Origin of the sequence: Stenotrophomonas sp. Y6 (genome assembly GCF_022436665.1) — a bacterium.
Taxonomy (GTDB): Bacteria; Pseudomonadota; Gammaproteobacteria; order Xanthomonadales; family Xanthomonadaceae; genus Stenotrophomonas; species Stenotrophomonas acidaminiphila_A.
In genome coordinates this window covers 33562-60548 of the sequence record NZ_JAKUKB010000014.1, presented here as the reverse complement: position 1 = coordinate 60548, position 26987 = coordinate 33562, and the positions used below count along the sequence as shown (strand labels likewise).

The window sequence follows — 26987 nt, the reverse complement described above, 5'->3', positions numbered from 1 at the left end:
GATGTCCAAAGAAGATTTCAAGCAGGCCGCCCTCGACTACCACCGCATGTCGCCGCCGGGGAAGATCCGGGTCGCCGCCACCAAGCCGATGCTCACCCAGCGCGACCTGTCGCTGGCGTACTCGCCGGGCGTGGCCTATGCCTGCGAAGCGATCGTCGCCGACCCGGCCGCGGCCAGCGAGCTGACCGCGCGCGGCAACCTGGTCGCGGTGATCTCCAACGGCACCGCCGTGCTGGGCCTGGGCAACATCGGCCCGCTGGCCGGCAAGCCGGTGATGGAAGGCAAGGGCGTGCTGTTCCAGAAGTTCGCCGGCATCGACGTGTTCGACATCGAGGTCGACGAGAACGACCCGGACAAGCTGGTCGACATCATCGCCTCGCTGGAACCGACCTTCGGTGGCATCAACCTGGAGGACATCAAGGCGCCGGAGTGCTTCGTGGTCGAGCGCAAGCTGCGCGAGCGCATGAACATCCCGGTGTTCCATGACGACCAGCACGGCACCGCGATCATCGTCGGCGCGGCCATCCTCAACGCGCTGGACATCACCGGCAAGAAGATCGGCGAGGTCAAGGTCGCCACCACCGGCATGGGCGCGGCCGGCATTTCCTGCGTGAACATGCTGGTGGAGCTGGGCGTCAAGCCGGAAAACGTGCTGGCCTTCGACCGCGACGGCGTGATCTACGCCGGGCGCGAAGGGCTGGACCCGGAGAAGGCGCGCTATGCGCGCGACACCGACAAGCGCACCCTGGCCGAGATCGTCGAGGGCGCGGACATCTTCCTGGGCCTGTCGGCCCCGGGCATCCTCACCGCCGAGATGGTCAAGACCATGGCGCCGGACCCGGTGATCTTCGCGCTGGCCAACCCGACCCCGGAGATCATGCCGGAAGTGGCGCGTGCGGCGCGCCCGGACGCCATCATCGGCACCGGCCGTTCGGACTACCCGAACCAGGTCAACAACGCGCTGTGCTTCCCGTACCTGTTCCGCGGCGCGCTCGACGTCGGCGCCACCGGCATCAACGAGGAAATGAAGGTCGCCTGCGTGCGTGCCATCGCCGCGCTGGCGCGCAAGGAGGCGTCCGACCTCGGCGCGGCCTACGGCGGCGACACCCCCAGCTTCGGCCGCGACTACCTGATCCCGCGCCCGTTCGACCGCCGCCTGCTGGTGGAACTGTCCTCGGCGGTGGCGCAGGCGGCGATGGATTCGGGCGTGGCCACGCGGCCGATCGCCGATATGGCCGTCTACCGGCAGAAGCTAGCGCAGTTCGTCTATCGCACCAGCCTGTTCATGAAGCCGGTCTACGACCAGGCGCGCGCCGACAAGCAGCGCGTGGTCTATGCCGAGGGCGAGGAGGAAGTGGTGCTGCGCGCGGTGCAGAACGTGATCGACGAGGGCGTGGCCTTCCCGATCCTGATCGGCCGCCCGGACGTGATCGAATCGCGCATCGAGCGGCTGGGCCTGCGCATGAAGCCGGGCGTGGATTTCGAGATCACCAACATCAACGATGATCCGCGCTTCAACGAGTACTGGCAGTACTACCACGGGCTCACCGGCCGCCGCGGCGTCACCGTGGCCGCGGCCAAGAACCTGCTGCGCTCGCGCCCGACCCTGATCGCCGCGGTGATGGTGGCGCGCGGCGAGGCCGACGCCATGCTCAGCGGCGTGGTCGGCCGCTTCCACAAGAAGCTCGGCTACGTGCGCAGCGTGATCCCGCTGGAGCCGCGGGTCAGCTCGACCTCGGCGATGACCGGGGTGATCAACTCGCAGGGCGTGTTCTTCTTCGTCGATACCCACGTGCAGGAGGACCCCAGCGTGGAGCAGATCGTCGAATCCACGCTGCAGGCGGCCTACCGCATGAAGCTGTTCGGCATCGAGCCGAAGGTGGCGCTGCTGTCGCACTCCAACTTCGGCAGCCATGATTCCAAGGACGCGCTGAAGATGCGCCAGGTGCGCGAGCAGCTGCTCAAGCGCAATCCGCGGTTGAACGTGGACGGCGAAATGCAGGGCGACACCGCATGGGACGAGGCGCTGCGCGAGAAGCTGCTGCCCAACAGCACGCTCAAGGGCCGCGCCAACCTGTTCGTGCTGCCCAACCTGGAGGCGGCCAACATCGCCTACAACCTGGTGCGGGTGTTCACCGACGGCGTGGCGATCGGCCCGATCCTGATGGGTATCTCCAAGCCGGTCCACATCCTCACCAGCAGCGCCAGTTCGCGCCGCGTGCTGAACATGACCGCCATCGCCGCGGTCGATGCGCAGATCCGCAAGCAGATGGAAGCCGAACGCGGCACCTGAGCGGTGTCGCCCAGGTATCCACGACAAGGCCGGCGCATGCCGGCCTTGTCGCATCCGTGGTAGCGGGTGCGGCTACCGGCAGCGCCGGCGCCGGGTCAGGCGATGATGCCCAGTACCACCGCGCGTACCGCCGCGGCGGTGCGGTTGCCCACGTCGAGCTTGGTCATGGCGTTGTTGAGATGGAAGTTGACCGTGCGCTCGGTGATGTTGAAGCGGGCGGCGATCTGGCGGTTGGTGTGGCCCTCGGCGACCCAGCGCAGGATCTCGATCTCGCGCTCGCTCATCGCCTCGCGCGAGGTCGCGCGCCAGCGCGCCAGCATTTCCCGCGCCAGGCCGTGGTGGGCCACCTGGCCCAGCCACAGCAGCTGCGGCCACCGCGCCTGCAGTTCCTGCGCATCCAGGCCATCGCCGCCGCGGGTCACGGTCAACATGCCGCGCACGCTGTTGGCGGCCAGGGCCGGCAGCGATACCCCGCAGGTGATGTCGTGCAGGCGTGCGTCCTCCCAGAAGCCGGCGGCCGGATCGAACGGATCCTCGCCATTGGTCCAGGCAAACGGATCCAGCGAGGTGGCGCCCCGGCGGACCGTGGGGTCGACCGACAGGTAGTCGTTGTCCTGGTAGCGCTTCTGCCAGGCTTCCGGGTAATCGTTGAGCATCACGATTTCCGGCTGCGCCAGCGGCAATGGCGCGCGCACCCCATAGGCACAGTGTTCGAAGCCGAGCGCGCGCACCATTCCGGCGATGGTGCCGAACAGGTCGTCCTGACCCCCGGGGGCCAGCAGCGCATTGAGTTGGTCTTCCCGCCACGCCTCCATTTCCGCCCTCGATGAAATCGTGATCCCGGCCGGAGGCCACTGTCAGCACTGACAGTTTCCCGTGCCCGCGACCTGCCTCTAGATTGGCGGATCCCACTGCCCGGCGCGGCGTACCGCCGCCTGCACTGCCATAGGCCGCATCATAGTGACGGACGACGACGGTTACATCCGCCTATCGCGGCGGGCCCTGGGCCAGATCCGGCTCGTTCACCTGGTATCGGGGCTGGACCCGGAAGCGGACAGTACCGGCGCGGGCGCGGTCCATACCGACATCAGCGGCTACACCGAATGGGCCACCACCTCGGTGCCGGCCGTCTCGATCGGCTGGGACTGGCACATCGACACACTGGCCCGGCCGCTGTCCGCCGCCTGCCGGGACGCGCCGCGCAGCAACGTGATGCTGGTCGATGAGCAGGGGCGGGACATCGGCGCGCAGCATACCGCGCGCTGCCTGAAGCAACTGGTCGATGCGCTGGAATGGAAGCCGGTGGTGCTCGACGCCATCGGATTCCGCTGACGCACCGCGCGGCAGACGCTCCCGATGCGCTGTATCGCACGCCCGCGCGGCCGCGCCTGGCCCCCTTGGCGACCTGTCAATCCTGACAGTTATCACGCCATTGCTGCATTGCAAGACTCGTCCCCGTCCTTCAGCAACCGGGGTGCGGGTCATGGAATTCATCCTCGCCAGCGCGGGCGATCTGCCGCCACTGCTCACGCAGGCACTGGGCCGCTACCGCCACCGGGTCTTCGTTGAAACCCTGGGCTGGCAGCTGGATACGCCGCCGGGTATCGAGCGCGACCGCTTCGACCGGCCCGAGACCGTGCACGTGATCGTCCGCGACGACCAGCTCGACATCGTCGGTTACGCGCGCCTGCTGCCGACCACCGGTCCGTATCTGCTGGGGGAGATGTTCCCGCAGCTGATGAACGGCCAGCCGCCGCCCTGCTCGGACGACGTGTGGGAGCTGTCGCGCTTCGCGGTGATGGACCTGCGTGGCGCGCGTACCGGCGTCTGCCCCCAGCGCCCGTCGGCATTGGCGGTGGACATCCTGCAGCTGGCGGCCGACTACGTGGAACGCCGCGGCGGCAAGCGGCTGATCACCGTTTCGCCGCTGGCGATGGAGCGGTTGCTGCGGCGGACCGGCTTTCATGTCCACCGTGCCGCGCCGCCGCAGATGATCGAAGGCCACCCGACCTTCGCCTGCTGGATCGAACTGGCGGGGCGGCCGCCGTGGACGCCGGGGGAACGCGCCGGACCTGTCAATTCTGACAGTTACGGGAAACGGACATCTCGGGTGAAATCCACGTGAGGCCGGAGTGCCTTCGGGAGCCGTGACAATGGGCGCGTCCTCCCGGCCGGCGTGGAACGCCATGCGGAGGGAACAGGGAGGTTGCAGGCGGGCGCGGCCCCGCTTCGTGCGCGTCCGGCGCGCCCCTCCGCGTTCTTTCATATCGGGAGAAGGGGCATGTTCAAGAAGATTCCGGAGCACGATGCCAGGCGCGGCGTCTCCGATTCGTTGCGGATGCAGTTCCTGGCCGGTCTGTTCGTCGGTGCCGTCGTCGGCATCGGTGTCGGGGGATTGCTCGGCATCCTGGCCTGAACCGGGCGTCCGTCGACGGCACCAGGCGGACCACACCCGCACCGCGGTCAGGGTCCACTCCCGGGCGGTGGCCAATGCCGCGGCACGCGGCCGGGGCCCGTGCGCCGCGGCGCGGCGACAGCGCGGTGAGAGCGACGGTGCGGGCCACGGCGACTCCCCGCCGTCGCGACGGCTGCCGGATCACCCCGGACGGGCGCGCGGGGCCGGCAGTCGAAAACAGTGGCGCCGGGCAGGGCACCTGGTCATGTCCGGCGAGGTCCATGCCTTGCCTGCGCTGCTAGAATTGGCCGGTCCCGGTTTTCCTGTGTGAATGACGCCATGAGCCATACCGCCGCCGCGCCCGCCAACGCCGAGAAGCGCTACAACGTGCACCGTGCCGACCTGCCGTTGAGCTGCCCGACGCCGGAAATGGCGCTGTGGAACTCGCATCCGCGGGTTTACCTGCCGATCGAGAACGAGCCCAACGGCGAAGCCGCCTGCCCGTACTGCGGCGCGGTATTCGTGCTGGTCGACTGAACGCCCGCATGCGCCGCCTGACCGTGGTGCAGCTGCTGCCGGCGCTGCACTCCGGCGGCGTCGAGCGCTCGACCCTAGAGGTCGCCCAGGCGCTGGTGGCGGCAGGGCACCGCGCCATCGTGGTCTCGGCCGGTGGCCGCCTGGTGCCGCCGCTGCTGGACAGCGGCGCCGAACACCTGGCGCTGGACATCGGCCGCAAGTCGTTGCTGACCCTGCGCCACGTGGTGGCGCTGCGGCGGCTGTTCGCCGAAACCGGTGCCGATATCGTGCACGCGCGCTCGCGTCTGCCGGCATGGCTGGGCTGGCATGCGCTGCGCGGTCTGCCGCGGGAACGGCGCCCGCACTGGGTCACGACCATGCACGGGCTCAACTCGCCGGGCCGCTACAGCGCCATCATGGCCACTGGCGAGCGAGTGATCTGCGTGTCCAACACCGTGGGCGACTACCTGCTGGCGCATTACCCGGCGACCGACCCGCAGCGCCTGCGGGTGATCCCGCGCGGCGTGGACCCGGCGCAGTTCCCGCAGGTGGCGGCGTCCGACCGGCGCCCGCGGCAGGCGGTGGATGCGCTGTACCCGTCGCTGGCCGGTGACGGGCCGCTGTTGCTGTTGCCGGGCCGTGGCACCCGCCTCAAGGGGCATGCGCACGCACTGCACCTGCTGGCCGCACTGCGGCGGCAGGGGCTGGCGGCACGGTTGTGGATGCCCGGCGCGCGCGAGCCGGGGCGCGAGGCGTACGTGCGCGAACTCGAGCAGCAGGCCGCGGCGCTGGGCATCGCCGACGCGGTCGCCATCACCGAGCCGACCCCCCGGATCGCGCAGGCCTATGCGGCCAGCGACCTGGTGTTGCAGCTGTCGGACAAGCCCGAGGCATTCGGCCGCACCGTGCTCGAAGCGCTGGCGGTGGGCCGCCCGGTGCTGGGCTGGGACCACGGCGGGGTCGGCGAACTGCTCGCCGAACTACAGCCCAGCGGGGCGGTGCCGCCGGGTGACGCCACGGCACTGGCGGCGCGCGCGCTGGAGCTGCTGCGGCATCCGCCGTCGCTGCCGCGGCGCCTCCCCTACACCCTGCGGGCCATGCAGCGCGCGACGCTGGACGTCTATGGCGAACTCATCGGCTGAATCCTCCGTGCCGTCCGCGACGTTGCCGATGCGGTGGGCCCCGGCCTGGGTGATCGCCTGCGTTGCGGCGTGGCCGGCGCCGGGCATCGCCGAAGCGCTGCTGTCGCTGGGCGCGCTGGTCACCGTGGGAACCCTGCTGTGGCGTCGCTTCACCGGTGACGGCCGCACCCTGCTCAGCGTTCCGGCCTGGGCGCTGACATGCACGCTGTTCCTGGCCTACTGGCTGCCGCAGCTGGTCTCGGCGGTGGATGCCGACGATCCCGGCCGTGCCTGGGGCCGGGTGGCGGCCGGGCTGCGGTACCTGCCTTTCATGTGGCTGGTGGCCATCGCCGTGGCGACCGACGCCCGGCGCCGGGTCACGTTCACCGGATTGGGCGTGGTCGTCGCGCTATGGGTGGGCGATGCGCTGGTGCAGGCGCTGGTCGGCAGCAGTCCGCTGTTCTGGTCGATGGACCAGGTGAAATGGCTGGCCAGCGGGCATGGCCTGTGCAGCGCGGCGGAAGCGGCGCAGGCGGACCGGCTCAGCGGCGTGTTCGGGCCGTGCAACCTCAAGTTCGGGCAGGTGCTCGCCAGCCTGACGCCGTTCGCGCTGTTCGCCGCGGCCGCGCGCTGGGGGCGCTGGGGCTGGCTGCTGGTGGCGGTGCCGACCGGGGTGGTGATCGTGCTCGCCGGTTCGCGCGCGTCCTGGATCACCTATGCGCTGGTGCTGCTGTTCTCCGGCTGGCGGCTGCTGGGCAGGAAGGGCATGGCCCTGGTGCTGCTGTCCGGGGTGCTTGGCGCGGCACTGCTGGCGGGGCTGTCCACCCAGGTGCGCGAGCGCGTGGCCCGCACCACCCTGGCCTTGACCGGCGATGCCGCCGGAATGGATGCGGCGCTGTCCGGGCGCGGCCAGATCTGGTCCGCGGCGCTGTGCATGGTGCGCGCCCATCCGCTCAACGGGGTGGGCGCGCGCGAGTTCCGCAACGCGTTCCCGCAGTGCGATCCGGCGCACGGGCAATACGCTGCCTGGGGGGCGGGCCCGGCGCTGCATGCGCACCAGCTGGTGCTCGAGATACTGGCCGAAACCGGCGTGCTGGGCCTGTTGCTGTGGCTGGCCGGTGCGGCAATGGCGTGGCGCGCGTGGCGCTACGCCGGCGAGGAGGCGCGGGCCCGTGCGCGTCCGGCGACGCTGGCGCTGGCGGTGACCGTGTTCCCGTTCAACACCCACCTGGCGTTCTACTCGGCGTTCTGGGGGGGCGCGACCCTGCTGCTGGCCGCGTTGTTCGTAGGCGCGCTGCTCGCGTACCCGCCGCCGGCGGCCGTAGGCGGCGATCAGTCGCGCTGGTAGAAGCGGCTGCGTCCTTCCGGCTGGCGCTTGAAGCGGCGGTGGATCCACAGGTACTGGGCCGGCGCTTCGCGCACCATCTGCTCGATGGCGGCGTTGACGCGCGCCGTGTCGGCGACCGCGTCGCCGGTCGGGAAGTCCGCCAGCGGCGGCGCGATCTTCAGCACGTAGTGCCCGCCTTCGCGGCGGTGGAAGAAGGGCACCACGGCACAGCCGGTCATGCGCGCGAACTGGTGGGTCGCGGTGATGGTGGAGGCCGGCACCCCGAAGAACGGCACGAACACCGACTCCTTGCCGCGCATGTCCTGGTCGGGCGCGTACCACAGCAGGCCGCCTTTCTTGAGGTGGCGCACGGTGGCACGGATGTCCTCGTTGGCGAACATCGCGCTGGCGTAGCGAAGGCGCCCATGCTTGACCGCCCATTCCATCACCGGGTCGCGGTAGCGCCGGTACATGCCGGCCAGCGGCACGTGGTCGCACAGCAGGCGCCCGCACATTTCCAGGGTCATGAAATGCCCCGACACCAGCAACACACCGCGGCCCTGCGCCCGCAGCGCCTGCAGGTGCTCCAGGCCCTCGATCCGCACCCGCGGGCGGATCGCGTCGATGCTGCCCCACCAGGCGCGGGCGAATTCGAAGATGCCCACGCCCAGCGCGTCGAAGCTGTCGCGCAGCAGTTGCCGGCGCCAGGCGTCGTCCTGCTCGGGAAAGCACAACCGGATGTTCACTTCGGCGGCATGCCGGCGGGTACCGGCCAGGTGCAGCGCCAGCCAGCCGATGCCGCGGCCGATCGCCCGCTGCAGCAGCCAGGGCAGGCGTGCGCCCAGCATGGCCAGCGCCAGCCAGGCGAACGTCGGCCAATGGCGCGGCTGCCACAGTGACGGGCGGGTGGCGGAGGTGGGGGTGTCGGACATGGGGGGATTCTAATGAGGAACCCGTGGATGGGAACCCGGAACCGGTGAAAGCAACAGCGGCGCAGGCTGGTTTCCACGCGTTTCCATCCACTAATTCCCCGCTCCTAGGTATCCTCGCCGCATGCGCAAGGATCCCGTCGAACTGTTGCTGCGGGGCCTGTACTCGGCCTTGCTGTACCTGCTGCTGCCCATCACCGTCTACCACCTGGTATGGCGTGGCTTCCGCGTGCGCGAGTACTTCAAGCGCTGGGACGAACGCTATGCGTCGTATCCGCAGAGCGGCCGCCGGCCCTGTGTCTGGCTGCACGCGGTCTCGGTGGGCGAGGTCAACGCCGCCGCGCCGGTGGTGGACGCGCTGCGCCGGCAGCGCCCGGACATCCGCTGGGTCATCACCACCATCACCCCGACCGGCTCGCAGCGGGTACGCGCGTTGTGGGGCGACGCGGTGGACCACGTCTACCTGCCCTATGACGTGCCCGGCAGCGCCGGCCGGTTCCTCGATCATTTCCGCCCGAGCCTGGCGCTGATCCTGGAAACCGAGCTGTGGCCGAACCTGCTGTTCGGCTGCCGCGATCGCCGGATCCCGGTCTACATCCTCAACGCGCGGCTGTCGGCACGCTCGTTGAAGGGCTACCGGCTGCTGCGGCCGCTGGTCGGGCGCGCGCTGCGCACGGTGACCTGCGTGGCCGCGCAGTCGCGCGAGGACGCGCGCCGTTTCGTCGTGCTCGGTGCCCGCCAGGAGCAGGTCTGCGCGCTGGGCAACCTGAAGTTCGACATCCATCCGCCGGATCCGGCGCCGCTGCTGGCCGCGTTCCACGCGCATGTGCCGGCAGGACGCGTGACCTGGATCGCCGCCAGTACCCACGAGGGCGAGGAGCAGCCGGTCATGGACCTGCACGCGCGGGTGCTGGAGCGCTATCCCGATGCGCTGCTGTTGTGGGCGCCACGGCATCCGGAGCGGTTCGCCAGGGTCGAGGCGTTGGCGCGCGGCCAGGGCTGGCGCGTGGCCACGCGCAGCGTCGAGCAGTGGCCCGCGGCCGATACCCAGGTGTTCGTGCTCAACACGCTGGGCGAACTGATGCCGTTCTTCGCCTGCGCGCAGGTGGCTTTCGTCGGGGGCAGCCTGCAGGCGATCGGCGGGCACAATCTGCTGGAGCCGGCGGCGATGGGCACGGCGGTGATCACCGGCCCGCACCTGCACAACTTCGCGGAGATCTCGCGGCGCATGAGCGAAGCCGGGGCGCTGAGCATCCGCGACGATGCCGCCCAGCTCGGCGACGAACTGCTGCGCCTGCTGGGCGACGCGGCGGCGCGCCAGCAGATGGTGCAGGCCGGCGCGGCGCTGGTGGCCAATGGCCGCGGCGCGCTGGAGCGGACCCTGGAACTGATCGGGCCGCGGCTGCCGGCACCGGAGTAGGGCGCCGGCAGAACCCCGGGCACCGCTACGGGCGGTGGCCCCTGCAGGAACGCGAAAGGCGGGCCGGACCCCGCCTTTCGCGCATCCATGCCAGTGCAGCGGCGGGGCTTACTGCATGCTGCCCGGCGCCAGCTGCGCCTCGGCATCCTGGGTCAGCAGGCGGTTGATGTCCTGCACCTCGGCCACGTCCAGCGCGCCGATGGCCTGGCTGAGCTGCAGCCGGCTGAGCAGGAAGGTGTAGCGGGCCTGCGCATAGTCCAGCTTGGCCTGGAACAGGGTGCGCTGGTTCTGCACCACGTCCAGCACGGTGCGGGTACCGACTTCCAGCCCCACCTGCGAGGCGTCGTACGCGCTCTGCGCCGACACCACGGCCAGGCGCCGTGCCTCGACCTCGCTGATGCCGGCCACCACGGCCTGGTAGGCATTGCGGGTGTTGCGGTCCAGCGCGCGCTTCTGCTGCTCGTAGCCATCCTGGGCGATGTCGCGCTGGGCCAGGGCCTGGCGCACGTAGGACTGGGTGGCGCCACCGGAGAAGATCGGCACGTTCAGGGTCAGGCCGATCGAGTTGGTGGTCGCGTCCGGGCCGAACGAGGAACCGCCGACGCTGTCGCCCCAACTGGCGCTCTTGCCCCAGGTGCCGCCCAGCGACAGGGTCGGGTAGTGCCCGCCGCGGGCGGCCGAGACGCTGGCCACGGCGGCGTTGACCTTCAGCTCCTGCGCCTTCAGCGCCGGGTTCTGCGCGATCGCATCGGCCACCAGCTTGTCGACGTCGCCACGGTTGGCCGGCAGCGCCGGGCGGAAGTCCTCCGGCAGGCTGCGCAGGCCCTGCACCGGCTGCCCGGTCAGTTCGCTCAGCGCCTGGTAGGCATCGGCCAGGGTGTTGCGGGCGAGAATGGTATTGGCGCGCGCCTGGTCGTACTGGGCGCGCGCTTCGTGCACGTCGGTGATCGGGGCCAGGCCGACTTCCAGGCGCTTGTCGGCATAGTCGAACTGCTTCTTGGCGGCCGCCTCGTTGGTCTGCGCGGCGCTGAGCGATTCGATCGCCACCAGCACGTTGAAGTAGGTGGTGGCGGTGCGCACGATCAGGTCGTCGTTCGCCGATTCCAGGTCGAAGTCGGCGGCCTTGCTGATTTCGCGCTGCGCGCGCAGGTTGGCGAACTGGGTCCAGTTGAACAGGGTCTGCTCACCGCTGATGCCGTACTTGCGCGAGGTGGCGGTGGTCGAGCCGCTCACCCCGTCCAGCGAGGTGCGGGTGCGGTTCAGCGATGCCGAGCCGCCCAGCGAGGGCAGCAGGGCCGCGCGGGCCTGCACCTGGCCTTCCTTGGTGTACAGCCGGCTGGACTCTGCGGAGGCCAGCTGCGGATCGCCGTTGCGGGCCATTTCGTAGACCTGCAGCAGGTCGGCGGCGTTGGCCGCCAGCGGCGAGAGGGCGACAGCCAGCGCAAGGGCGAGGGATCGGCGGATCATTGCGGCTTCCTTGGATGTAGCGGATCAGAGTTGGAACTGCGGGGCCGGGGCGGCGCCCTGCAGATAATCGATGTCGGTTTCGAACAGGGACTGCACGCTGCCGTCGGCCTTCACCAGCACCGCTTCCATCACCGGCGAGCGGCCCTGGATCACGAACAGGCGGCCGCCGGGGCGCAGCCACTTGAGGATGTGCGCCGGCACGGTGTCCACCGCGCCGGTGATGCAGATGGCGTCGAAGTGGCGCTGGGTCTGCCAGTGCAGCGCATCGGCGACTTCGATGCGCACGTTGGAGCCGAGCTTGGCCGCGTCCAGGCTGGCGCGCGCGCGCTCGGCCAGTTCCGGCTGGATCTCCAGGCTCAGCACTTCGCGGGCCAGTTCGCCCAGGCAGGCGCTGATGAAGCCGCTGCCGGTGCCGATCTCCAGCACCTCGTCGCCCGGCTGCAGGTCCAGCGCCTGCAGCATGCGGCCTTCGACCACCGGCTTCATCATCTTCTGGCCATGGCCCAGCGGCAGCTCGATGTCGGCATAGGCCAGCGCCTTGTGCGATTCGGCCACGAAGGCCTCGCGCGGCAGCCGCGCCAGGACGTCCAGCACGCGCAGGTCCAGCACGTCCCAGGGACGTACCTGCTGTTCGACCATCAGTTCGCGGGCGTGGGAGTAATCGATCGTCATGGTGTCTCGTCAATCCGGCGCAGTGGGCCGGCCATTTTACCGGTTGGCGCGGGCAGTGCGGGGCAAGCATCGCCGTGCCCGCGGCAGGTCCGCAGTGCCGGAAGTCACCACGACCTCCGGTTCGTTCAGGTTAAGGGCGGGGCGCATAGGCGCGGATGAAGAAGTCGACCGTGGTGGCGATGTGGGCCTCGGCGTCGGGCTGCTCCGGGGCCGCGCACAGCCCGCACATCATGTGCGCGTGCAGCTCGCCCTTGATCAGGCAGAAGAACTGGCGCGCGGCCAGGCGCGGGTCGTCGATCGCCAGCTCGCCACGGGCCGCGCGGGCCTCCAGGAACTCGGCCAGCGCGCTTTCGGTGCGCTTGGGGCCGGCCTGCCAGAACATCTCGCGGATCCGGTCGTCGGTTTCCGGGGTCATCATCATGCGCTGGGTGGCGATGGCCTCGTCACTGCTGATCAGGGCGAAGAAGGCGTGGCCGATGCCGCGCAGCTGTTCGCGCAGCGGGCCTTCGCTGTCGGTCACGAACAGGTCGTCGGGCATCATTTCCACGCACTTGGCCTGGATCGCCTCGAAAAACAGCGTCTCCTTGTCGCCGAAATGGCTGTAGACGGTGAGTTTGGAAACGCCGGCGCCGGCGGCGATGCCGTCCATGCTCACGCCGTTGAAACCCAGTTCGATGAACATTTCCTTGGCCGTTTCCAGGATCGCGGCACGCTTGCCCAGGTCCTTGGGGCGGCCGGGACCGGCGCCGCGCGGAGTCGGCTTGCCGGTGGGTGGGGAAGGATGATGCGCGGACATTCGACAATACTAGACCAGCTGGTTCGATATTTATACTATACCGGCTCGTTCAGTAATGACGCTGAACCGCCAACCTTCCCCCCTCATCCCCTTCCTCACCTGCGATCCTCACCCATGAACATTGCCCGATGGATTGGCGGTTCCCTGCTGGTGGCCGTGCTGGCTGCCTGCGGTAAATCCGAACCTGCTCCCGCACCTGCCGTACCGGTTCTGGTCGTCCACCCCCAGGACGGCGGCCAGGCCATCAGCGCGTACCCCGGCGAAGTGCGGGCGCGCGAGGAAACCGTGCTGTCGTTCCGGGTGGGCGGCAACCTGCTGCGGCGCGAGGTCGATGCTGGCCAGCGGGTGCGCGAGGGCCAGCTGCTGGCCGAACTGGACGTGGCCGACTACGCGCTGCAGGCGCGGGCGGCGCAGGCGCAGTACGCCGCCGCCGAGGCCGATCTGGTGCGCGCGCGCGACGAGCACAAGCGCTATGCCGCGCTGGCCGCGCAGCAGCTGGTCAGCCGCTCGGCGCTGGATGCGCAGACCGCCGCGCTGAAGGCGGCGCAGGGCCAGGCCGATGCGGCCCGTTCCAACCTGGACGTGGCCCGCAACCAGGCGGCCTACGCGCAGCTGCGCGCCCCCGCCGATGGCGTGATCGCCAGCCGCCAGGCCGAGGCCGGGCAGGTGGTCGCCGCCGGCCAGGCCATTTATACGCTGGCCGCCGACGGCGCCCGCGAGATCGCCATCGCCCTGCCGGAGAGCGGGATCCGCGATTTCGCGGTGGGCCAGGCGGTGGAAGTGGAACTGTGGAACCGTCCCGGCAAGCGCTGGCCCGGCACCATCCGCGAGATCGCCCCGGCCGCCGATGCCCAGGCGCGCACCTATGCCACGCGCGTGAGCCTGGCGGCCGAAGCGCTGGATGCGGTGGAACTGGGGCAGAGCGCGCGCGTCTACGTGGCCCACGCCAAGGGCGGCGCGTTGAGCGTGCCGCTGGCCGCGGTGCAGCCGGGCAAGACGCAGCAGCAGGCCGGTGTGTGGGTGGTGGACCCGGCCAAGGGCACGCTGCAGCTGCGGCCGGTGACGCTGGGCGCCTACGGCGCGGAGCGCGTGCCGGTGCTGGCGGGCCTGAAGCGCGAAGACTGGGTGGTCGCCGCGGGCGGCCACCTGCTGCGCGAGGGCCAGCCGGTGACCGCGGTGGACCGGGCCAACAAGCCGGTACTCGCCGCGCCCGCGTCCGCCAAGCGGGAGGACTGAGGCGTGCGCCGCTTCAATCTTTCCGAGTGGGCCCTGGGCAACCGCGCGCTGGTGCTGTTCATGATGATCGCGCTGGCGGTCATCGGCGCCTGGTCCTACAAGCACCTCGGCCAGTCCGAGGATCCGCCGTTCACGTTCAAGGCCATGGTGGTGCAGACCGCGTGGCCGGGCGCCACCGCCGAGCAGGTCTCGCGGCAGGTGACCGAGCCGATCGAGAAGGCGCTGATGAACACCGGGCAGTTCGAGTTCATCCAGTCGTACTCGCGGCCGGGCGAATCGCAGGTGATCTTCATGGCGCGCGATTCGATGCGCTCCAAGGATGTGCCGGAACTGTTCTACCAGGTGCGCAAGAAGGTCGGCGACATCCGTTCGCAGCTGCCGGCCGAGGTGGTCGGGCCGTTCTTCAACGATGAGTTCGGCGACACCTTCGGCAATATCTACGCACTGACCGGCAAGGGCTTCGACTACGCGCTGATGCGCGACTACGCCGACCGCATCCAGCTGGAGCTGCAGCGCGTGGCCGACGTCGGCAAGGTCGACCTGCTCGGCCTGCAGGACGAAAAGGTGTGGATCGAACTGTCCAACACCAAGCTGGCCACGCTGGGCGTGTCGCTGCAGCAGGTACAGCAGGCGCTGGCCGACCAGAACGCGGTGACCCCGGCCAGCTGGTTCGAGACCGGCAGCGACCGCGTGCAGCTGCGCGTCACCGGCCAGTTCCAGTCGGTCGAGGACATCGCCGCGTTCCCGATCCGCGCCGGCGACCGCACCGTGCGCCTGGGCGACATCGCCCAGGTCAAGCGCGGCTTCGCCGACCCGGCCTCGCCGAAGATGCGCTTCATGGGCGAGGACGCCATCGGCATCGCGGTGGCGATGAAGGACGGCGGCGACATCCTCAAGCTCGGCAAGACCCTGGACGACGCGTTCGCGCGGCTGCAGAAGACGCTGCCGGCGGGCATGGAGCTGCGCAAGGTCTCCGACCAGCCGCACGCGGTCGAGGATTCGGTGGGCGAGTTCGTCAAGGTGCTGACCGAGGCGGTGGTGATCGTGCTGCTGGTGAGCTTCTTCTCGCTGGGCTGGCGCACCGGGCTGGTGGTGGCGGTGTCGATCCCGCTGGTGCTGGCGATGACCTTCTTCGTCATGCACCAGTTCGACATCGGCCTGCACAAGATCTCGCTGGGCGCGCTGGTGCTGGCGCTGGGCCTGCTGGTGGACGATGCGATCATCGCGGTGGAGATGATGGCCACCAAGATGGAACAGGGCTACGACCGCCTGCGCGCGGCCAGCTTCGCCTGGGAGTCGACCGCGTTCCCGATGCTGACCGGCACGCTGATCACCGCCGCCGGCTTCCTGCCCATCGCCACCGCCGCCTCCAGCACCGGCGAGTACACCCGCTCGCTGTTCCAGGTGGTGACCATCGCCCTGGTGGTGTCGTGGATCGCCGCGGTGCTGTTCATCCCGTACCTGGGCGACAAGATGCTGCCGGACCTGCACAACCCGCAGCCGCCACGGCCGGGCAGCCTGGCCGGCCGCTGGCATGCGCTGCGGCTGCGCTGGGCCGACCGCAACCCGGCACTGGCCAACCTGATCCGGCCGCGGCAGCTGGAACACGACCACGACCCCTACAAGAGCGCGTTCTACCAGCGCTTCCGGCGTTTCCTCGATGCCTGCCTGCGCCGCCGCTGGCTGGTGATCTTCGCCACCATCGGCCTGTTCGTGTTCTCGCTGGCCATGTTCCGCTTCGTGCCGCAGCAGTTCTTCCCGGACTCGACCCGGCCGGAGCTGATGGTGGACATCGAGCTGGCCGAAGGCGCGTCGCTGGCCGCCACCCAGGCGCAGGCGCACAAGCTGGAGGCGCTGCTCAAGCAGCGCCAGGACATCGCCAACTACGTCGGTTACGTGGGCAGCGGTTCGCCGCGTTTCTACCTGCCGCTGGACCAGCAGCTGCCGGCGACCAATTTCGCCCAGTTCGTGGTGCTGGCGCAGGACATCCACGCCCGCGAAGCGGTGCGCGACTGGCTGCTGAAGGAGGTGGTGCCGCGCTTCACCGACGTGCAGCTGCGCGTGACCCGGCTGGAGAACGGGCCGCCGGTGGGCTACCCGGTGCAGTTCCGCGTGTCCGGCGAGCACATCGACCGGGTGCAGGCCATCGCCCGCGAGGTCGCCGCCAAGGTGCGGCAGAACCCGCACGTGGCCAACGTCAACCTCAACTGGTCCGAGCCGAGCAAGGTGGTGCGGCTGGTGGTGGACCAGGAGCGCGCGCGCGCGCTGGGGGTGAGCAGCGCGCAGATCGCGCACTTCCTGAGCAGCTCGCTGTCGGGCATGCAGGTGAGCACGTACCGCGAGGGCAACCGCCAGATCGGCATGCTGCTGCGCGGCCCGGACGACGAGCGCGCGCGGCTGGACATGCTCGCCAGCCTGGCCATTCCCACGCCCAGCGGCACCGCGGTACCTCTGGCGCAGGTGGCCCGGCTCGAGTACGTGTTCGAGGACGGCATCATCTGGCACCGCAACCGCCTGCCCACGGTCACCGTGCGTGCCGACATCGCCGACGGCCTGCTGCCGCCGGAGGTCACCGGGCAGATCCTGCCGACCCTGGACGGCATCCGCGCCGCCCTGCCTGACGGCTACCTGCTGGAAGTCGGCGGCACGGTGGAGGATTCGGCGCGCGGGCAGAACTCGATCAAGGCCGGCATGCCGCTGTTCCTGATCGTGGTGGTGACCCTGCTGATGCTGCAGCTGCGCAGCTTCTCGCGTGCGGCGATGGTGCTGGTCACCGCACCGCTGGGCATCATCGGCGCGACCCTGTTCCTGCTGATCTTCCGGGTGCCGTTCGGCTTCGTCGCGCTGCTGGGCACCATCGCCCTGGCGGGCATGATCATGCGCAACTCGGTGATCCTGGTGGACCAGATCCAGCAGGACATCGACGCCGGGCATGACCGCTGGCACGCCATCATCGATGCCACCGTGCGCCGCTTCCGGCCGATCGTGCTGACCGCGCTGGCCGCGGTGCTGGCGATGATCCCGCTGTCGCGCAGCGCCTTCTACGGCTCCATGGCGATCTCGATCATGGGCGGGCTGATCGTCGGCACGGTACTGACCCTGGTGTTCCTGCCGGCGCTGTACGCGGCCTGGTTCCGGGTGCGGCCGGACGAAGCGGCAAGCTGAACCGGTCAGCCGCCGGCGCTGCCGGCGGATGGCCGCGCCCCGGCGGTGGTAGATTGGTCTGGCGCGGCGGGCCTGGGTGGCCGGCCGCGCCAGACCGCGAAGGGGGGCGGTTCCGTTGGCCCGTAGTATCGACATCGCCCGGGGCACCGGTTCCCGCGAGCGCAGCGCATGGCCGCCGTCCTGGTGCTGGTACGCGGTCCTGGTACTTGCCTGCCTGGCATGGCTGCCGGCGGCGCGGGCGGCGGACGGCCGCCATTACATGGTCAGCGACTGGACCATGGCCGACGGACTGCCGCACAACCTGGTGCATGCGCTGGCGCAGGACCGCGACGGTTTCATCTGGGCCGGAACCTGGGAGGGCGTGGTCCGCTTCAACGGGCGCCACTTCACCGTGTTCGACCGCCAGAACACCCCGGGCGCGGAGCTGTCGGGCGTGTTCTGCATCCTTGCCGAGGCCGATGGCGGGGTGCTGTTCGGGACCGCCGCCGATGGCGTGTTCCGCTACCACCGCGGGCGCTGGCAGCACCTGGGCGAGCCCGGCGCGCGCCGCCTGCCGGTGACCGCGCTGCTGCGCGACGCCGGCGGCGACCTGTGGATCGCCTCGGCCAACCGCCTGCTGCGGATGGACACCCATGGCCGGATCCATGCCGCCGGCGCCGCAGCCGGCCTGCCCGGCGTGCGGGTCAATGCACTGGTCGATGGCGGTGACGGCGCGGTGCTGGTCGCCACCGATGCCGGCGCCTATCGGCTGCAGGACGGGCGCGCCATGCCCTGGGCGGACTGGGCGGGTACCCATGCCGTGCGTGGCATTGCCGGCGACGGCGCCGGCGGTTGGCTGCTGGCCACCGACAATGGCGTGTACTGGCGCGATGGCGCCGGCAAGGTCACCCACCTGCAGCCCGGCCGGCGGGTGGACGCGGTTCTGCGCGACCGGCTCGGGGCGATCTGGATGAGCCTGTCCAGCAGCAGCGGCGAGCTGCTGCGGCATGCCGGCGACGGCGACGAGCGGCTGCCCACCCCCGGCCCGGTCAGCGCGGCGCTGCTCGCCGACCGCGAGGGCCTGGTATGGAGTGGCAGCACCCATGGCCTGCATCGCGTGGCGGAAGTGGCGGCGGTCGGCTTCACCCGCGCCGATGGCCTGCGCAGCGATTACGTGCGCGTGGTGCTGCAGAGCGGGGACCGCGCGCTGTGGATCGGCCACGCCGAGGGTCTGGACCGCTGGTACCAGCGGCGCATGCACCCGGTGCGGTTGGCCGCCGGAAACGGCCGCGACCCGTCGGTGCTGGCGCTGGCCTGGCGTGACGACACGCTGTGGGCGGGGACCTACGACCAGGGGGTGTTCGGGCTGGATGCGCAGGGCAGGGTGAAGCAGCGGATCCGCGTCGGCGGGCAGCGCGAGCCGATCGTGCGCGCGCTGCTGGCCGACCCTGACGGCGGCCTGTGGATCGGCGGTACCCACGGCCTGAGCCATTACCGCGATGGACGCCTGCAACTGCGCCTGGACAGCAGGGACCAGCCCGGGGCCACGGTGCAGGCGCTGTACCGCGACCCGGACGGCACGCTGTGGATCGGCACCACCGGCGGCATGGCCGCGCTGGGGCCCGACGACGTGCTGCGCACCTGGAGCGCCGAGGGCGACATCCCCGCGCAGTATGTGTTCGATTTCCTGCGTGACCCGGATGGCGACCTGTGGATCGCCAGCGACCGCGGCCTGCTGCGCATGCGCAACGGCAGCTTCCGGGTCTACGATCATCGCCACGGACTGCCGCGCGACAAGCTGTTCCGGATCATCGACGACCAGGCCGGCAACCTGTGGTTGCCCAGCAATATCGGCGTGTTCCGCGTCGCCCGCGCCGAACTGGACCAGATCGACGCCGGCACCCGCAGGCAGCTGGCCGTGCACGTGCTGGACCACAGCGACGGCATGCCCGGCAGCCAGGGCAACGGCGCCTCCATGCCCGCCGGCTGGCGTGTCCACAACGGCGCGCTGGCGTTCCCGACCTCGGCCGGGCTGGGCCTGATCGACCCGCGGATCGCGGGCCGCTACGACGGCAGGGCGTCGCCGGTGGTATTCGAGTCGGTATCGGTGGACGGCGTCGCCCGGGCCCCGGCGGCGCAGCTGCGGCTGGAGCCGGGCGCGCGCCGGGTGGCGGTGGCCTATACCGCGCTCAATTTCCGCGCGCCGGACAAGATGCGCTACCGCTACCGCCTGCGGGGCTTCGATGCCGGGTGGGTGGAGGCGGGCAGCGATACCGAGGCCGTGTACACCAACCTGCCGCCCGGCCGCTACCGGCTGGAGGTGCAGGCCATGGCGTTGCCGCGGGACTGGGCACGGCAGTCCGAGGTGGGCACCGCGCAGATGGCGCTGGAGGTGGTGCCGCCGCTGTGGAAGCGCACGTCCTCGCGGGTGCTGCTCGGCCTGGCGCTGCTCGCTGCCGTGGTGCTGGGGTTCTGGCTGCGCACCGCCAGCTACCGGCGCAGCCAGCGCCGGCTCAGCCGGGTGATCGCCGCGCGCACCGAGGAACTGAGCGACAAGAACCGCGCGCTGGAGCTGGCCGGGATCGAACGCGACCGCCTGCTGCAGCGGCTGGAGCACCAGGCCACCCACGACGTGCTGACCGGCCTGCCCAACCGGCGTGCGGCCGAGTTCCACCTGCGCCAGGCGCTCGAGCGCGCCGGCGACCGCGGCGAGCCGCTGTGCGTGGCACTGATCGACATCGACCATTTCAAGCAGATCAACGACCGCCATGGCCACCACGGCGGCGACCGGGTGCTGCGCGAAGTGGCTGAGCTGCTGCGCCAGCACCTGGACGGCGAACAGTTCGTGTCGCGGCATGGTGGCGAGGAATTCCTGGCGGTGCTGCGCGGCCTCACCCTGGAGCAGGCGCTGCAGCGGCTGCAGGCACTGCGTCTGGCCCTGGCCCGCGCGCGCATGGACGAGGTGGACCCGGGCCTGGTGGTCACCGCCAGCATCGGCGTGGCCGAGTGCCGTCCCGGGCAGGAATCGCCGCGCACGCTGCTGGCGGCGGCCGACCGCCAGCTCTATCGGGCCAAGCGCGAGGGCCGCAACCGGGTCTGCGCCGCGTAGCGGGCCGCGCCCCGGGCGCGACCCGGCCCCGGTCGCCGCGCTCTACAATCGGGCGTTCTCCCAGCCAGTGAGTCCGCGCATGCGCACGCTTTACCCCGCCATCACGCCCTACGACACCGGTACGCTCAAGGTCGACGAGCGCCACACGCTGTACTACGAACAGTGCGGCAACCCCGACGGCAAGCCGGTGGTGATGCTGCATGGCGGCCCGGGCGGCGGCTGCACCGCCAAGATGCGCCAGTTCCACGACCCGGCGAAGTACCGGATCATCCTGTTCGACCAGCGTGGCGCCGGCCGCTCCACCCCGCACGCCGACCTGGTGGACAACACCACCTGGGACCTGGTGGCCGACATCGAGAAGCTGCGCGTGCACCTGGGTGTCGACCGCTGGCAGGTATTCGGCGGCAGCTGGGGCTCGACCCTGGCGCTGGCCTATGCGCAGGCCCATCCGCAGCGCGTGACCGAGCTGGTCCTGCGCGGCATCTTCATGCTGCGCCGCTGGGAACTGGAGTGGTTCTACCAGGAAGGTGCCAGCCGCCTGTTCCCCGACGCCTGGGACCACTACGTCAACGCGATCCCGGCGGTGGAGCGGCACGACCTGATCTCGGCGTTCCACCGGCGCCTGACCAGTGACGACGAGGCGACCCGGTTGGCCGCGGCCAAGGCCTGGAGCGTGTGGGAGGGGGCCACCAGCTTCCTGCACGTGGACGACGATTTCATCAACAGCCACGAAGACCCGCGGTTCGCGCTGGCCTTTGCCCGCATCGAGAACCACTACTTCGTCAACGGCGGCTTCTTCGAGGTCGAGGACCAGCTGCTGCGCGATGCGCACCGCATCGCCGACATCCCGGGCGTGATCGTGCACGGCCGCTATGACGTGGTGTGCCCGCTGGCCAACGCCTGGGACCTGCACAAGGCCTGGCCGAAAGCGCAGCTGCACATCACCCCGGCCTCGGGGCATTCGGCGTTCGAGGCCGAGAACGTCGACGCGCTGGTACGCGCCACCGACAGCTTCGCCTGAACCTGGCGGCGGTGCCGGCCGCGTGCCGGCACCGCGCCGCGTCAGCCGGTGGCGGCGTGCGCCAGCAGCGTCGGCTGCAGGGCGTGAAAGATGCGCTGCAGCCGCGCCGCCCAGGCCTGCTGGCCGGCGGCATCGGCGATCAGGTCCTGGCGGATTTCCAGCTCCACGTGCACCAGTCCGCGGCCCTCGCCGTGCACCGGCACCGCGTAGTCGCTGGTACTGCTGACCGCGTACGGCTGGTTGTCGCCGACCACCAGGTCGCCTTCCTCGCGCAGCGCCTGCAGCAGCGCCTGCGCGAACCGCGCGTCGCGGTGGTAGAGCACGCCGGCATGCCATGGGCGGGCGGCGCCGTTCATCACCGGGGTGAAGCTGTGCATCATCACCAGCAGCGTCGGCATGCCGGCATCGCGGCGGTGGTCCAGTTCGGTGGTGATGCGGGCGTGATACGGCGCGTGGATGGCGCCGATGCGTTGCTGCCGTTGCGACCGGCTCAATCCAGCGTTGCCCGGGATGGCGGTGCCATCGCTGGTTTCGGGGATCAGCGTCGGCGAGGCCAGCGGCCGGTTGCAGTCGATCACCAGCCGCGAATAGGTCTGCTCGATGGCGAAGGCGTCCAGCTGCCGCGCCAGTGCCCGGGTGGTGCCGGCGATGCCGATGTCCCAGCCGATGTGCCGGTCCCGTTCGGCCGGCGCCACGCCCAGGTCGCCGAGCGCGGCGGGAACCCGTTGCCCGGCGTGGTCGGCCAGCAGCAGGAACGGCGAACGGCCGTACGGGTTGTGCACGGTGAACGGCGGCGGGTCCTGCGGGCCCAGCAGCGGCGGGGCGAGGATGTCGGCGGGGGCGTCGAGCCGGCTCATCGCGGGCGGCCATCCAGGTGGTGTTCGATCATCCACAGCCCGGCCCAGAGCTTGGCGTCCAGCTCGTAGCCCTGGCCCATTTTCTCCACCAGCCATGCCGCGGCGCGCGCGCGCGGGACGCTGTGCACGGTGATGTCCTCGCTGTCGTCGCCACCGCCGTCGCCCACCCGGCGCAGGCCGGTGGCGCGCACGAAGGCGATCTTCTCGCTGCTGGCGCCGGAGGAGGTCGGGCCGATCATCAGCACTTCGGCATGGTCGGCGGTCCAGCCGGTTTCCTCTTCCAGTTCGCGCACCGCCGAGGCCTCGATCGATTCGCCGGCGGTGATGTCGCCGACCAGCCCGGCCGGCATTTCGATCGTGCGCGCCTGCAGCGGTACCCGGAACTGCTCGACGAACAGCACCTCGTCGTCGGGGGTGACGGCGATGATGATCGCGGCCAGGCCGCCGGCGTGGGTGCGTTCGCTGTATTCCCAGGTGCCGCGCACCACCATGCGCTGGTAGCGGCCTTCGTAGACGACGCGGGGGGCTGCGGTGTTCTGGCTCATGCGGGTTCGGGGGCGGTGGGGAAGGCGGTTTCCAGGCCGGCGGCGGCCCGCAGCCGGCGCCGGGTCAACGGGCCGAAGCGCAGCGATCCGCACAGGCCGTCGAGCATGTCGGCGTCGGCCGGCATGCGGGTGAACCCGGGCGTGGCCGGGGCCAGCGGCGCATCCACGGCGATGGTGGTCAGTTGCCGGAACAGCAGCGCCAGTTCGCGCTGCTGGCGCAGCCGCACGGCCATCTGCGCGGCGCCGCGCAGGCGCAGGAACGGGATCTCGTCGATCCGCTCCAGCAGCGCGTCGAGGCTGCCGAAGTGGGCCAGCAGCACCGCCGCCGACTTGGCGCCGATGCCGCTGATGCCGGGGATGTTGTCCACCGCGTCGCCGCACAGCGCCAGGTAGTCGGCGATCTGGTGCGCATGCACGCCGTGGCGCGCCTTGACCCCGCCCGCGCCCCAGCGCTGGTTGCGCGCGTAGTCCCACTGCTCGTCGTGATCCAGCAGCAGCTGCGACAGGTCCTTGTCGGCCGAGACGATCACCCCGCGCAGCGCTTGGCCACGGCCCGCGTGCAGCGCGCTGCCGATCAGGTCGTCGGCCTCGTAGTCGCGGTCGGCCAGCACTTCCAGCCCCAGCGCCGCGCACAGCGCCTTGCAGTGCGCGAACTGGCGGCGCAGCGCCTCCGGCGCCGGCTCGCGGTTGGCCTTGTAGGCCGGATACAGGCGGTGCCGGAAGCAGCTGTCCAGCGCCTCGTCGAAGGCAATGGCGATGTGCGCCGGGCGCTCGCGTTCGAGCAGCTCCAGCAGGAAGCGGGCGAAGCCATGCACGGCGTTGCTGGGCCAGCCCTGCGCGTCCTGGAAGCTGTCGGGCATGGAGTGCCAGGCGCGGAACACGTACAGGCTGGCGTCGACCAGGTACAGCGGCCGCGGGGCCCCGGCATCGCTCACGGCTGCCAGTCCCGCAGCAGGCTGGCCGGATCCGGTCGCGCGCGCTCGGGCACCTGCAGCTTCGGCGTGCCGATATGGATGAAGCCGACGATGCGTTCGTTCGCGGCCAGCCCCAGGTGGCGTGCCACGCCTTCGTCATAGGCCATCCAGGCGGTCAGCCACTGCGCGCCGAAGCCGAAGCCCTGCGCGGCCTGCAGCAGGGCGAAGCAGACGCAGCCGGCGGTCAGCAGCTGCTCCTGCGCGGGCACCTTGGGGTTGTCCTGCAGGCGCGCGACCACCGTCAGCACCAGCGGCGCATGCGAAAAGCGCTGGCGGTCCTTCTCGATCACCGCCGGCGCGGCATCCGGGGTGCGCTCGCGGCTGCGCCGGGCCAGGTACTCGCCCAGCGCGTGGCGGGCCTCGCCCCGCACGCGGAGCACGCGGAACGGCACCAGTTTGCCGTGGTCGGGCACGCGCGTCGCGGCCGCCAGCATGGCCAGCACGGTGGCGTCGTCCGGACCCGGTTCGGCCAGTTGCAGGGACGGGACCGAGCGGCGCTGGTCCAGCGCTTGCAGGAAGCAGGAATCGGACATGGGGCATTCGTGGGAAAGACGGCCATGGATTATAGACACCGGGGTGCGCGGGGCCGTCCGGCGGGGGCGGGCGAATCTGAGCACTCCGTCGAAGCCCCCGCCTGGCGGATTTCTCGCCAATTCACCGCGGTACGCTTAGCATGGCGCGACATGCCGGGTTGCCGGTGGCGAGGTACAAAGTGCGGACTGCATCACTGGCCCTGTTCAGCTTCTCCCCCTACCATGCGTGGGCGGAGACCGGGGGGCTGTCCGCTTTCTTCCATACGATCCTTACAGGAGCAGCGCCTGCGAAGGTGCGGAGCCACTGCGCATGATGTCCCAGCCGCATCCTCCAGAGCGCCCCGGCCATAACCCGGACCTGCTGGCGCTGGCGCGCGAAGCCGCGCTGCCCCCGCTTTCGGCCACGTTTGCCCGGGTATTGGCCGGGTTCGACGATGCCCTGTTCGACCGCGCCGAGACCGCGGGCGCGTCGCAACTGGTGTTCCTCGACGGCATGCGCGAGCTGCGCCGGCGCCGCGACGACATCACCGCGCGTTTCAGCGCGCACCTGCGCCAGGCGTGGAGCGCGCTGGAGGCCGCCGCGCCGCTGTCGGCCGAGGCCGCGCTGGCGCAGGCCGGGCAGGGCGATGGCGGGCTGAGCCTGGTCTCCGAACACGACCTGGAATCACGGCTGGCGGTGCGCAATTTCGCCGCGGTGGTGCTGCGCGAATGGAAGCCGGTGCTGGCGCGGCTGGACCGCCGCCTGGCCTGGATCAGCGGCGTGGACGGGCTGGACATCGATCTCAATCCGATCGGCCCCGAACATATCGGCGTGGCGGTGCACGAGGCGTTCGGCGTGTGCGACCTGGCCGCCGAAGTGCGGCTGGTGCTGATCAAACTGTGCGAGCGGGAATTCGCCGTGCAGGTGGGGCGCATCTACCGCGATGTCGACGAACGCCTGGCGCAGGCCGGGGTGATGCCGGGCATTTCGCAGCCGCCGCCGCGCCCGGCACCCGCCGCGCGGCCGCCGCGCCCGGCCGATGCCGATCCCGGCATGGCGCAGGGCGACGACGAAGACCTCTCCGATCCCCAGCACGCGCCGGCCTGGGCGCGCCGCTTCACCGAGCGCTGGGCGCGGCACCGCAGCGAACTGCAGGCCGGCCACCCGGGGGGCTATGACGGCACCCCGTCGGCGAGCGGGCAGAACATGATCCTGGAAGCGCTGCACGAGCTGCTGGCGCAGACCCGGCATGTGCGCGAGGACGCCACCGCCGCCGCGCAGGTGGCGGTCGGCCAGCAGCGCCCGCTCAGCCAGCACGAAATGATGTCGGTGCTGTCGCTGCTGCAGGCCACGCCCACGGCGACGCTGCGCGCGGCGGTGGGCGACCAGAGCGAATCGCTGGCGCAGCGGCTCAAGAACGAAGTGATTTCAGGCGCCACCCGGCTCGGCGTCGATCCCGGGCAGGCGCGGCTGGACCCGCAGGACGAGGACGCCATCGACCTGGTCGGCATGCTGTTCGACGTGATGCTCGACGAGCGCGAGCTGGAAGGCCGCTCGCGCGAACTGATCGGCCGCCTGGTGGTGCCGTTCGTCAAGGTCGCGCTGCTGGACCGGCGCATGTTCGTGCAGAAGACCCACCCGGCGCGGCGCCTGCTCAACTCGCTGGCCGAGGCCTGCGAGGGCAACGCCGGCGAAAGCCAGGCCGAGCGCGCGCTGATGGGCAAGGTCGAGGAGATCATCGACCGGCTGATCGCCGAGTTCAACGAGAACCTGGCGATCTTCCTGACCCTGGAAGAGGAGTTCCGCGAGTTCCTCGCCCAGCACCGGCGCCGCATCGAGATCGCCGAGCGCCGCGCGACCGAGACCCAGCGCGGCCAGGAGAAGCTGGAGCTGGCGCGCAGCCGTGCCCTGGCCGAACTGGAGCGGCGGCTGCAGGGCGCGCCGCTGCCGGCGGCGATCGAAGGCTTCCTGCGCCAGCCCTGGAACCACCACCTGACCATGAGCCTGCTGCGCGAAGGCGACGACGGCGAGTCGGTGGCCGAGGCGCTGGGGCTGGCCGACGTGCTGCTGGAGGAAGTGGCCGAGGCGCGCCGGCATGTGGTCGGCAAGCCATGGCTGCAGTCCCTCCAGCCGGGGCTGCGCAAGGTGTTCGCCAGCGTCGGCCTGCATGGCGAAGGCAGCGTCGGCGCGATCGACGCGCTGCACGACACGCTGCAGGCCATCGCCGAGGCCCGCCCGGAGCTGGAACGGGCACTGCCCGAGCTGCCGCAGGTCAGCCTGCCGACGCCGCCGGCGCAGGAATCGGCGGCGCTGGACCTGGGCGCCGAGGCGCGCCCGGAGAGCGTGGACCACGCCGATGCCGCCCGCTACCGCGCCATGGATATCGGCACCTGGCTGGATTTCATCGACAAGGACGGCAAGGTGCAGGCCGGCAAGCTGTCCTGGGTCAGCCCGATCTCCTCGCGCCTGCTGTTCGTCAACCGCCGCGGCATCCGCTTCTGCGTGGCCTCGCCAGAGGAGCTGGTGGTGATGGAGCGGCTCGGCCGCCTGCGCCCGCACGTGGACGACGGCGCGTTCGACAGCGCCATGCAGGGCGTGATCGACCGGCTCGACCCGCAGACCCCCACGGTGCACTGAGGCCCGACCCGCTTT

The 26987-nt window shown here is 70.8% G+C and carries 22 protein-coding genes; 13 read left to right on the top strand and 9 right to left on the bottom strand.

Annotated features, from left to right (window positions below; genetic code table 11):
* The first annotated feature begins 1 nt into the window (after nt 1).
* Complete coding sequence (locus MKP15_RS16200; RefSeq protein ID WP_240213421.1) at nt 2-2293, top strand: NADP-dependent malic enzyme; 2292 nt, start codon at nt 2-4, stop codon at nt 2291-2293.
* A 95-nt stretch (nt 2294-2388) separates the two neighbouring features.
* Here MKP15_RS16200 and MKP15_RS16195 read toward each other — a convergent pair whose 3' ends face one another.
* A complete protein-coding gene (locus MKP15_RS16195; RefSeq protein WP_240213420.1) occupies nt 2389-3108 on the bottom strand; it encodes an autoinducer binding domain-containing protein in 720 nt (239 codons plus the stop codon).
* Between the two features lie 145 nt (nt 3109-3253).
* Between MKP15_RS16195 and MKP15_RS16190 the strand changes: the two genes are divergently transcribed.
* The 6 genes from MKP15_RS16190 to MKP15_RS16170 all read left to right on the top strand — a co-directional run bounded on the left by MKP15_RS16190 (nt 3254) and on the right by MKP15_RS16170 (nt 7673).
* The gene (locus MKP15_RS16190; protein WP_240213419.1) at nt 3254-3625 is read left to right on the top strand and encodes a DUF4902 domain-containing protein; all 372 of its coding nucleotides are present in this window, start codon (nt 3254-3256) and stop codon (nt 3623-3625) included.
* A 151-nt stretch (nt 3626-3776) separates the two neighbouring features.
* The gene (locus MKP15_RS16185) at nt 3777-4418 is read left to right on the top strand and encodes an acyl-homoserine-lactone synthase (protein WP_240213418.1); all 642 of its coding nucleotides are present in this window, start codon (nt 3777-3779) and stop codon (nt 4416-4418) included.
* 156 nt (nt 4419-4574) lie between these two features.
* Nucleotides 4575-4709 carry a hypothetical protein gene (locus MKP15_RS17020; RefSeq protein ID WP_272953907.1) on the top strand — a complete coding sequence of 45 codons (135 nt, stop codon included), beginning with the start codon at nt 4575-4577 and terminating at the stop codon, nt 4707-4709.
* Nucleotides 4710-5027: 318 nt separating this feature from the next.
* Nucleotides 5028-5225: a zinc-finger domain-containing protein gene (locus MKP15_RS16180; protein ID WP_054663138.1), complete on the top strand. Its 198-nt coding sequence runs from the start codon at nt 5028-5030 to the stop codon at nt 5223-5225.
* Nucleotides 5226-5233: 8 nt separating this feature from the next.
* Entirely contained in the window at nt 5234-6346 is a 1113-nt protein-coding gene (locus MKP15_RS16175) for a glycosyltransferase (RefSeq protein WP_240213417.1), read from the top strand.
* Nucleotides 6327-7673 carry an O-antigen ligase family protein gene (locus MKP15_RS16170; RefSeq protein WP_240213416.1) on the top strand — a complete coding sequence of 449 codons (1347 nt, stop codon included), beginning with the start codon at nt 6327-6329 and terminating at the stop codon, nt 7671-7673. The genes MKP15_RS16175 and MKP15_RS16170 overlap by 20 nt, the downstream gene beginning before the upstream one ends.
* On the opposite strand, the gene MKP15_RS16165 is transcribed toward MKP15_RS16170, so the two are convergent.
* Complete coding sequence (locus tag MKP15_RS16165; protein WP_240213415.1) at nt 7658-8584, bottom strand: LpxL/LpxP family Kdo(2)-lipid IV(A) lauroyl/palmitoleoyl acyltransferase; 927 nt, start codon at nt 8582-8584, stop codon at nt 7658-7660. The two genes, MKP15_RS16170 and MKP15_RS16165, sit on opposite strands and share 16 nt — an antisense overlap.
* Nucleotides 8585-8705: 121 nt before the next feature.
* On the opposite strand from MKP15_RS16165, the gene waaA reads away from it, so the two are divergent.
* The gene (gene waaA / locus MKP15_RS16160; protein WP_161613258.1) at nt 8706-10001 is read left to right on the top strand and encodes a lipid IV(A) 3-deoxy-D-manno-octulosonic acid transferase; all 1296 of its coding nucleotides are present in this window, start codon (nt 8706-8708) and stop codon (nt 9999-10001) included.
* A gap of 108 nt (nt 10002-10109) precedes the next feature.
* Here the strand turns inward: waaA and MKP15_RS16155 are convergent, their stop codons facing one another.
* The 3 genes from MKP15_RS16155 to MKP15_RS16145 form a co-directional block, all read right to left on the bottom strand.
* Nucleotides 10110-11468: a TolC family outer membrane protein gene (locus tag MKP15_RS16155; protein WP_161613259.1), complete on the bottom strand. Its 1359-nt coding sequence runs from the start codon at nt 11466-11468 to the stop codon at nt 10110-10112.
* A gap of 24 nt (nt 11469-11492) precedes the next feature.
* Nucleotides 11493-12140, bottom strand: coding sequence for a protein-L-isoaspartate O-methyltransferase (locus MKP15_RS16150; protein WP_161613260.1), 648 nt, complete (start codon nt 12138-12140; stop codon nt 11493-11495).
* Nucleotides 12141-12270: 130 nt separating this feature from the next.
* On the bottom strand, nt 12271-12936 hold the full coding sequence (locus tag MKP15_RS16145) for a TetR/AcrR family transcriptional regulator (RefSeq protein ID WP_104938099.1): 666 nt from the start codon (nt 12934-12936) through the stop codon (nt 12271-12273).
* Nucleotides 12937-13050: 114 nt separating this feature from the next.
* On the opposite strand from MKP15_RS16145, the gene MKP15_RS16140 reads away from it, so the two are divergent.
* The 4 genes from MKP15_RS16140 (at nt 13051) to pip (ending at nt 21446) form a co-directional block, all read left to right on the top strand.
* On the top strand, nt 13051-14172 hold the full coding sequence (locus MKP15_RS16140; RefSeq protein ID WP_240213414.1) for an efflux RND transporter periplasmic adaptor subunit: 1122 nt from the start codon (nt 13051-13053) through the stop codon (nt 14170-14172).
* Between the two features lie 3 nt (nt 14173-14175).
* The gene (locus tag MKP15_RS16135; RefSeq protein ID WP_104938100.1) at nt 14176-17337 is read left to right on the top strand and encodes an efflux RND transporter permease subunit; all 3162 of its coding nucleotides are present in this window, start codon (nt 14176-14178) and stop codon (nt 17335-17337) included.
* Nucleotides 17338-17452: 115 nt separating this feature from the next.
* Entirely contained in the window at nt 17453-20425 is a 2973-nt protein-coding gene (locus MKP15_RS16130; protein WP_240213413.1) for a diguanylate cyclase, read from the top strand.
* Between the two features lie 79 nt (nt 20426-20504).
* Nucleotides 20505-21446 (top strand): prolyl aminopeptidase, encoded by a 942-nt coding sequence (pip, locus tag MKP15_RS16125; RefSeq protein WP_161613262.1) that lies wholly within the window; start codon nt 20505-20507, stop codon nt 21444-21446.
* A gap of 41 nt (nt 21447-21487) precedes the next feature.
* Here the strand turns inward: pip and MKP15_RS16120 are convergent, their stop codons facing one another.
* From MKP15_RS16120 to MKP15_RS16105, 4 genes are read right to left on the bottom strand one after another with little or no spacing between them, the layout of a single operon-like run.
* A complete protein-coding gene (locus MKP15_RS16120; protein ID WP_240213412.1) occupies nt 21488-22303 on the bottom strand; it encodes an N-formylglutamate amidohydrolase in 816 nt (271 codons plus the stop codon).
* Nucleotides 22300-22848, bottom strand: a complete 549-nt coding sequence (locus tag MKP15_RS16115; RefSeq protein WP_161613264.1) for an NUDIX hydrolase — start codon at nt 22846-22848, stop codon at nt 22300-22302. Before MKP15_RS16115 ends, MKP15_RS16120 begins: the two co-directional genes overlap by 4 nt.
* Nucleotides 22845-23783, bottom strand: coding sequence for a 5'-3' exonuclease H3TH domain-containing protein (locus MKP15_RS16110; protein WP_240213411.1), 939 nt, complete (start codon nt 23781-23783; stop codon nt 22845-22847). The genes MKP15_RS16115 and MKP15_RS16110 overlap by 4 nt, the downstream gene beginning before the upstream one ends.
* A complete protein-coding gene (locus MKP15_RS16105) occupies nt 23780-24355 on the bottom strand; it encodes a nitroreductase (RefSeq protein WP_240213410.1) in 576 nt (191 codons plus the stop codon). Before MKP15_RS16105 ends, MKP15_RS16110 begins: the two co-directional genes overlap by 4 nt.
* 310 nt (nt 24356-24665) lie before the next feature.
* On the opposite strand from MKP15_RS16105, the gene MKP15_RS16100 reads away from it, so the two are divergent.
* Nucleotides 24666-26972: a DUF1631 domain-containing protein gene (locus MKP15_RS16100; protein ID WP_161613266.1), complete on the top strand. Its 2307-nt coding sequence runs from the start codon at nt 24666-24668 to the stop codon at nt 26970-26972.
* Nucleotides 26973-26987: the final 15 nt, after the last annotated feature.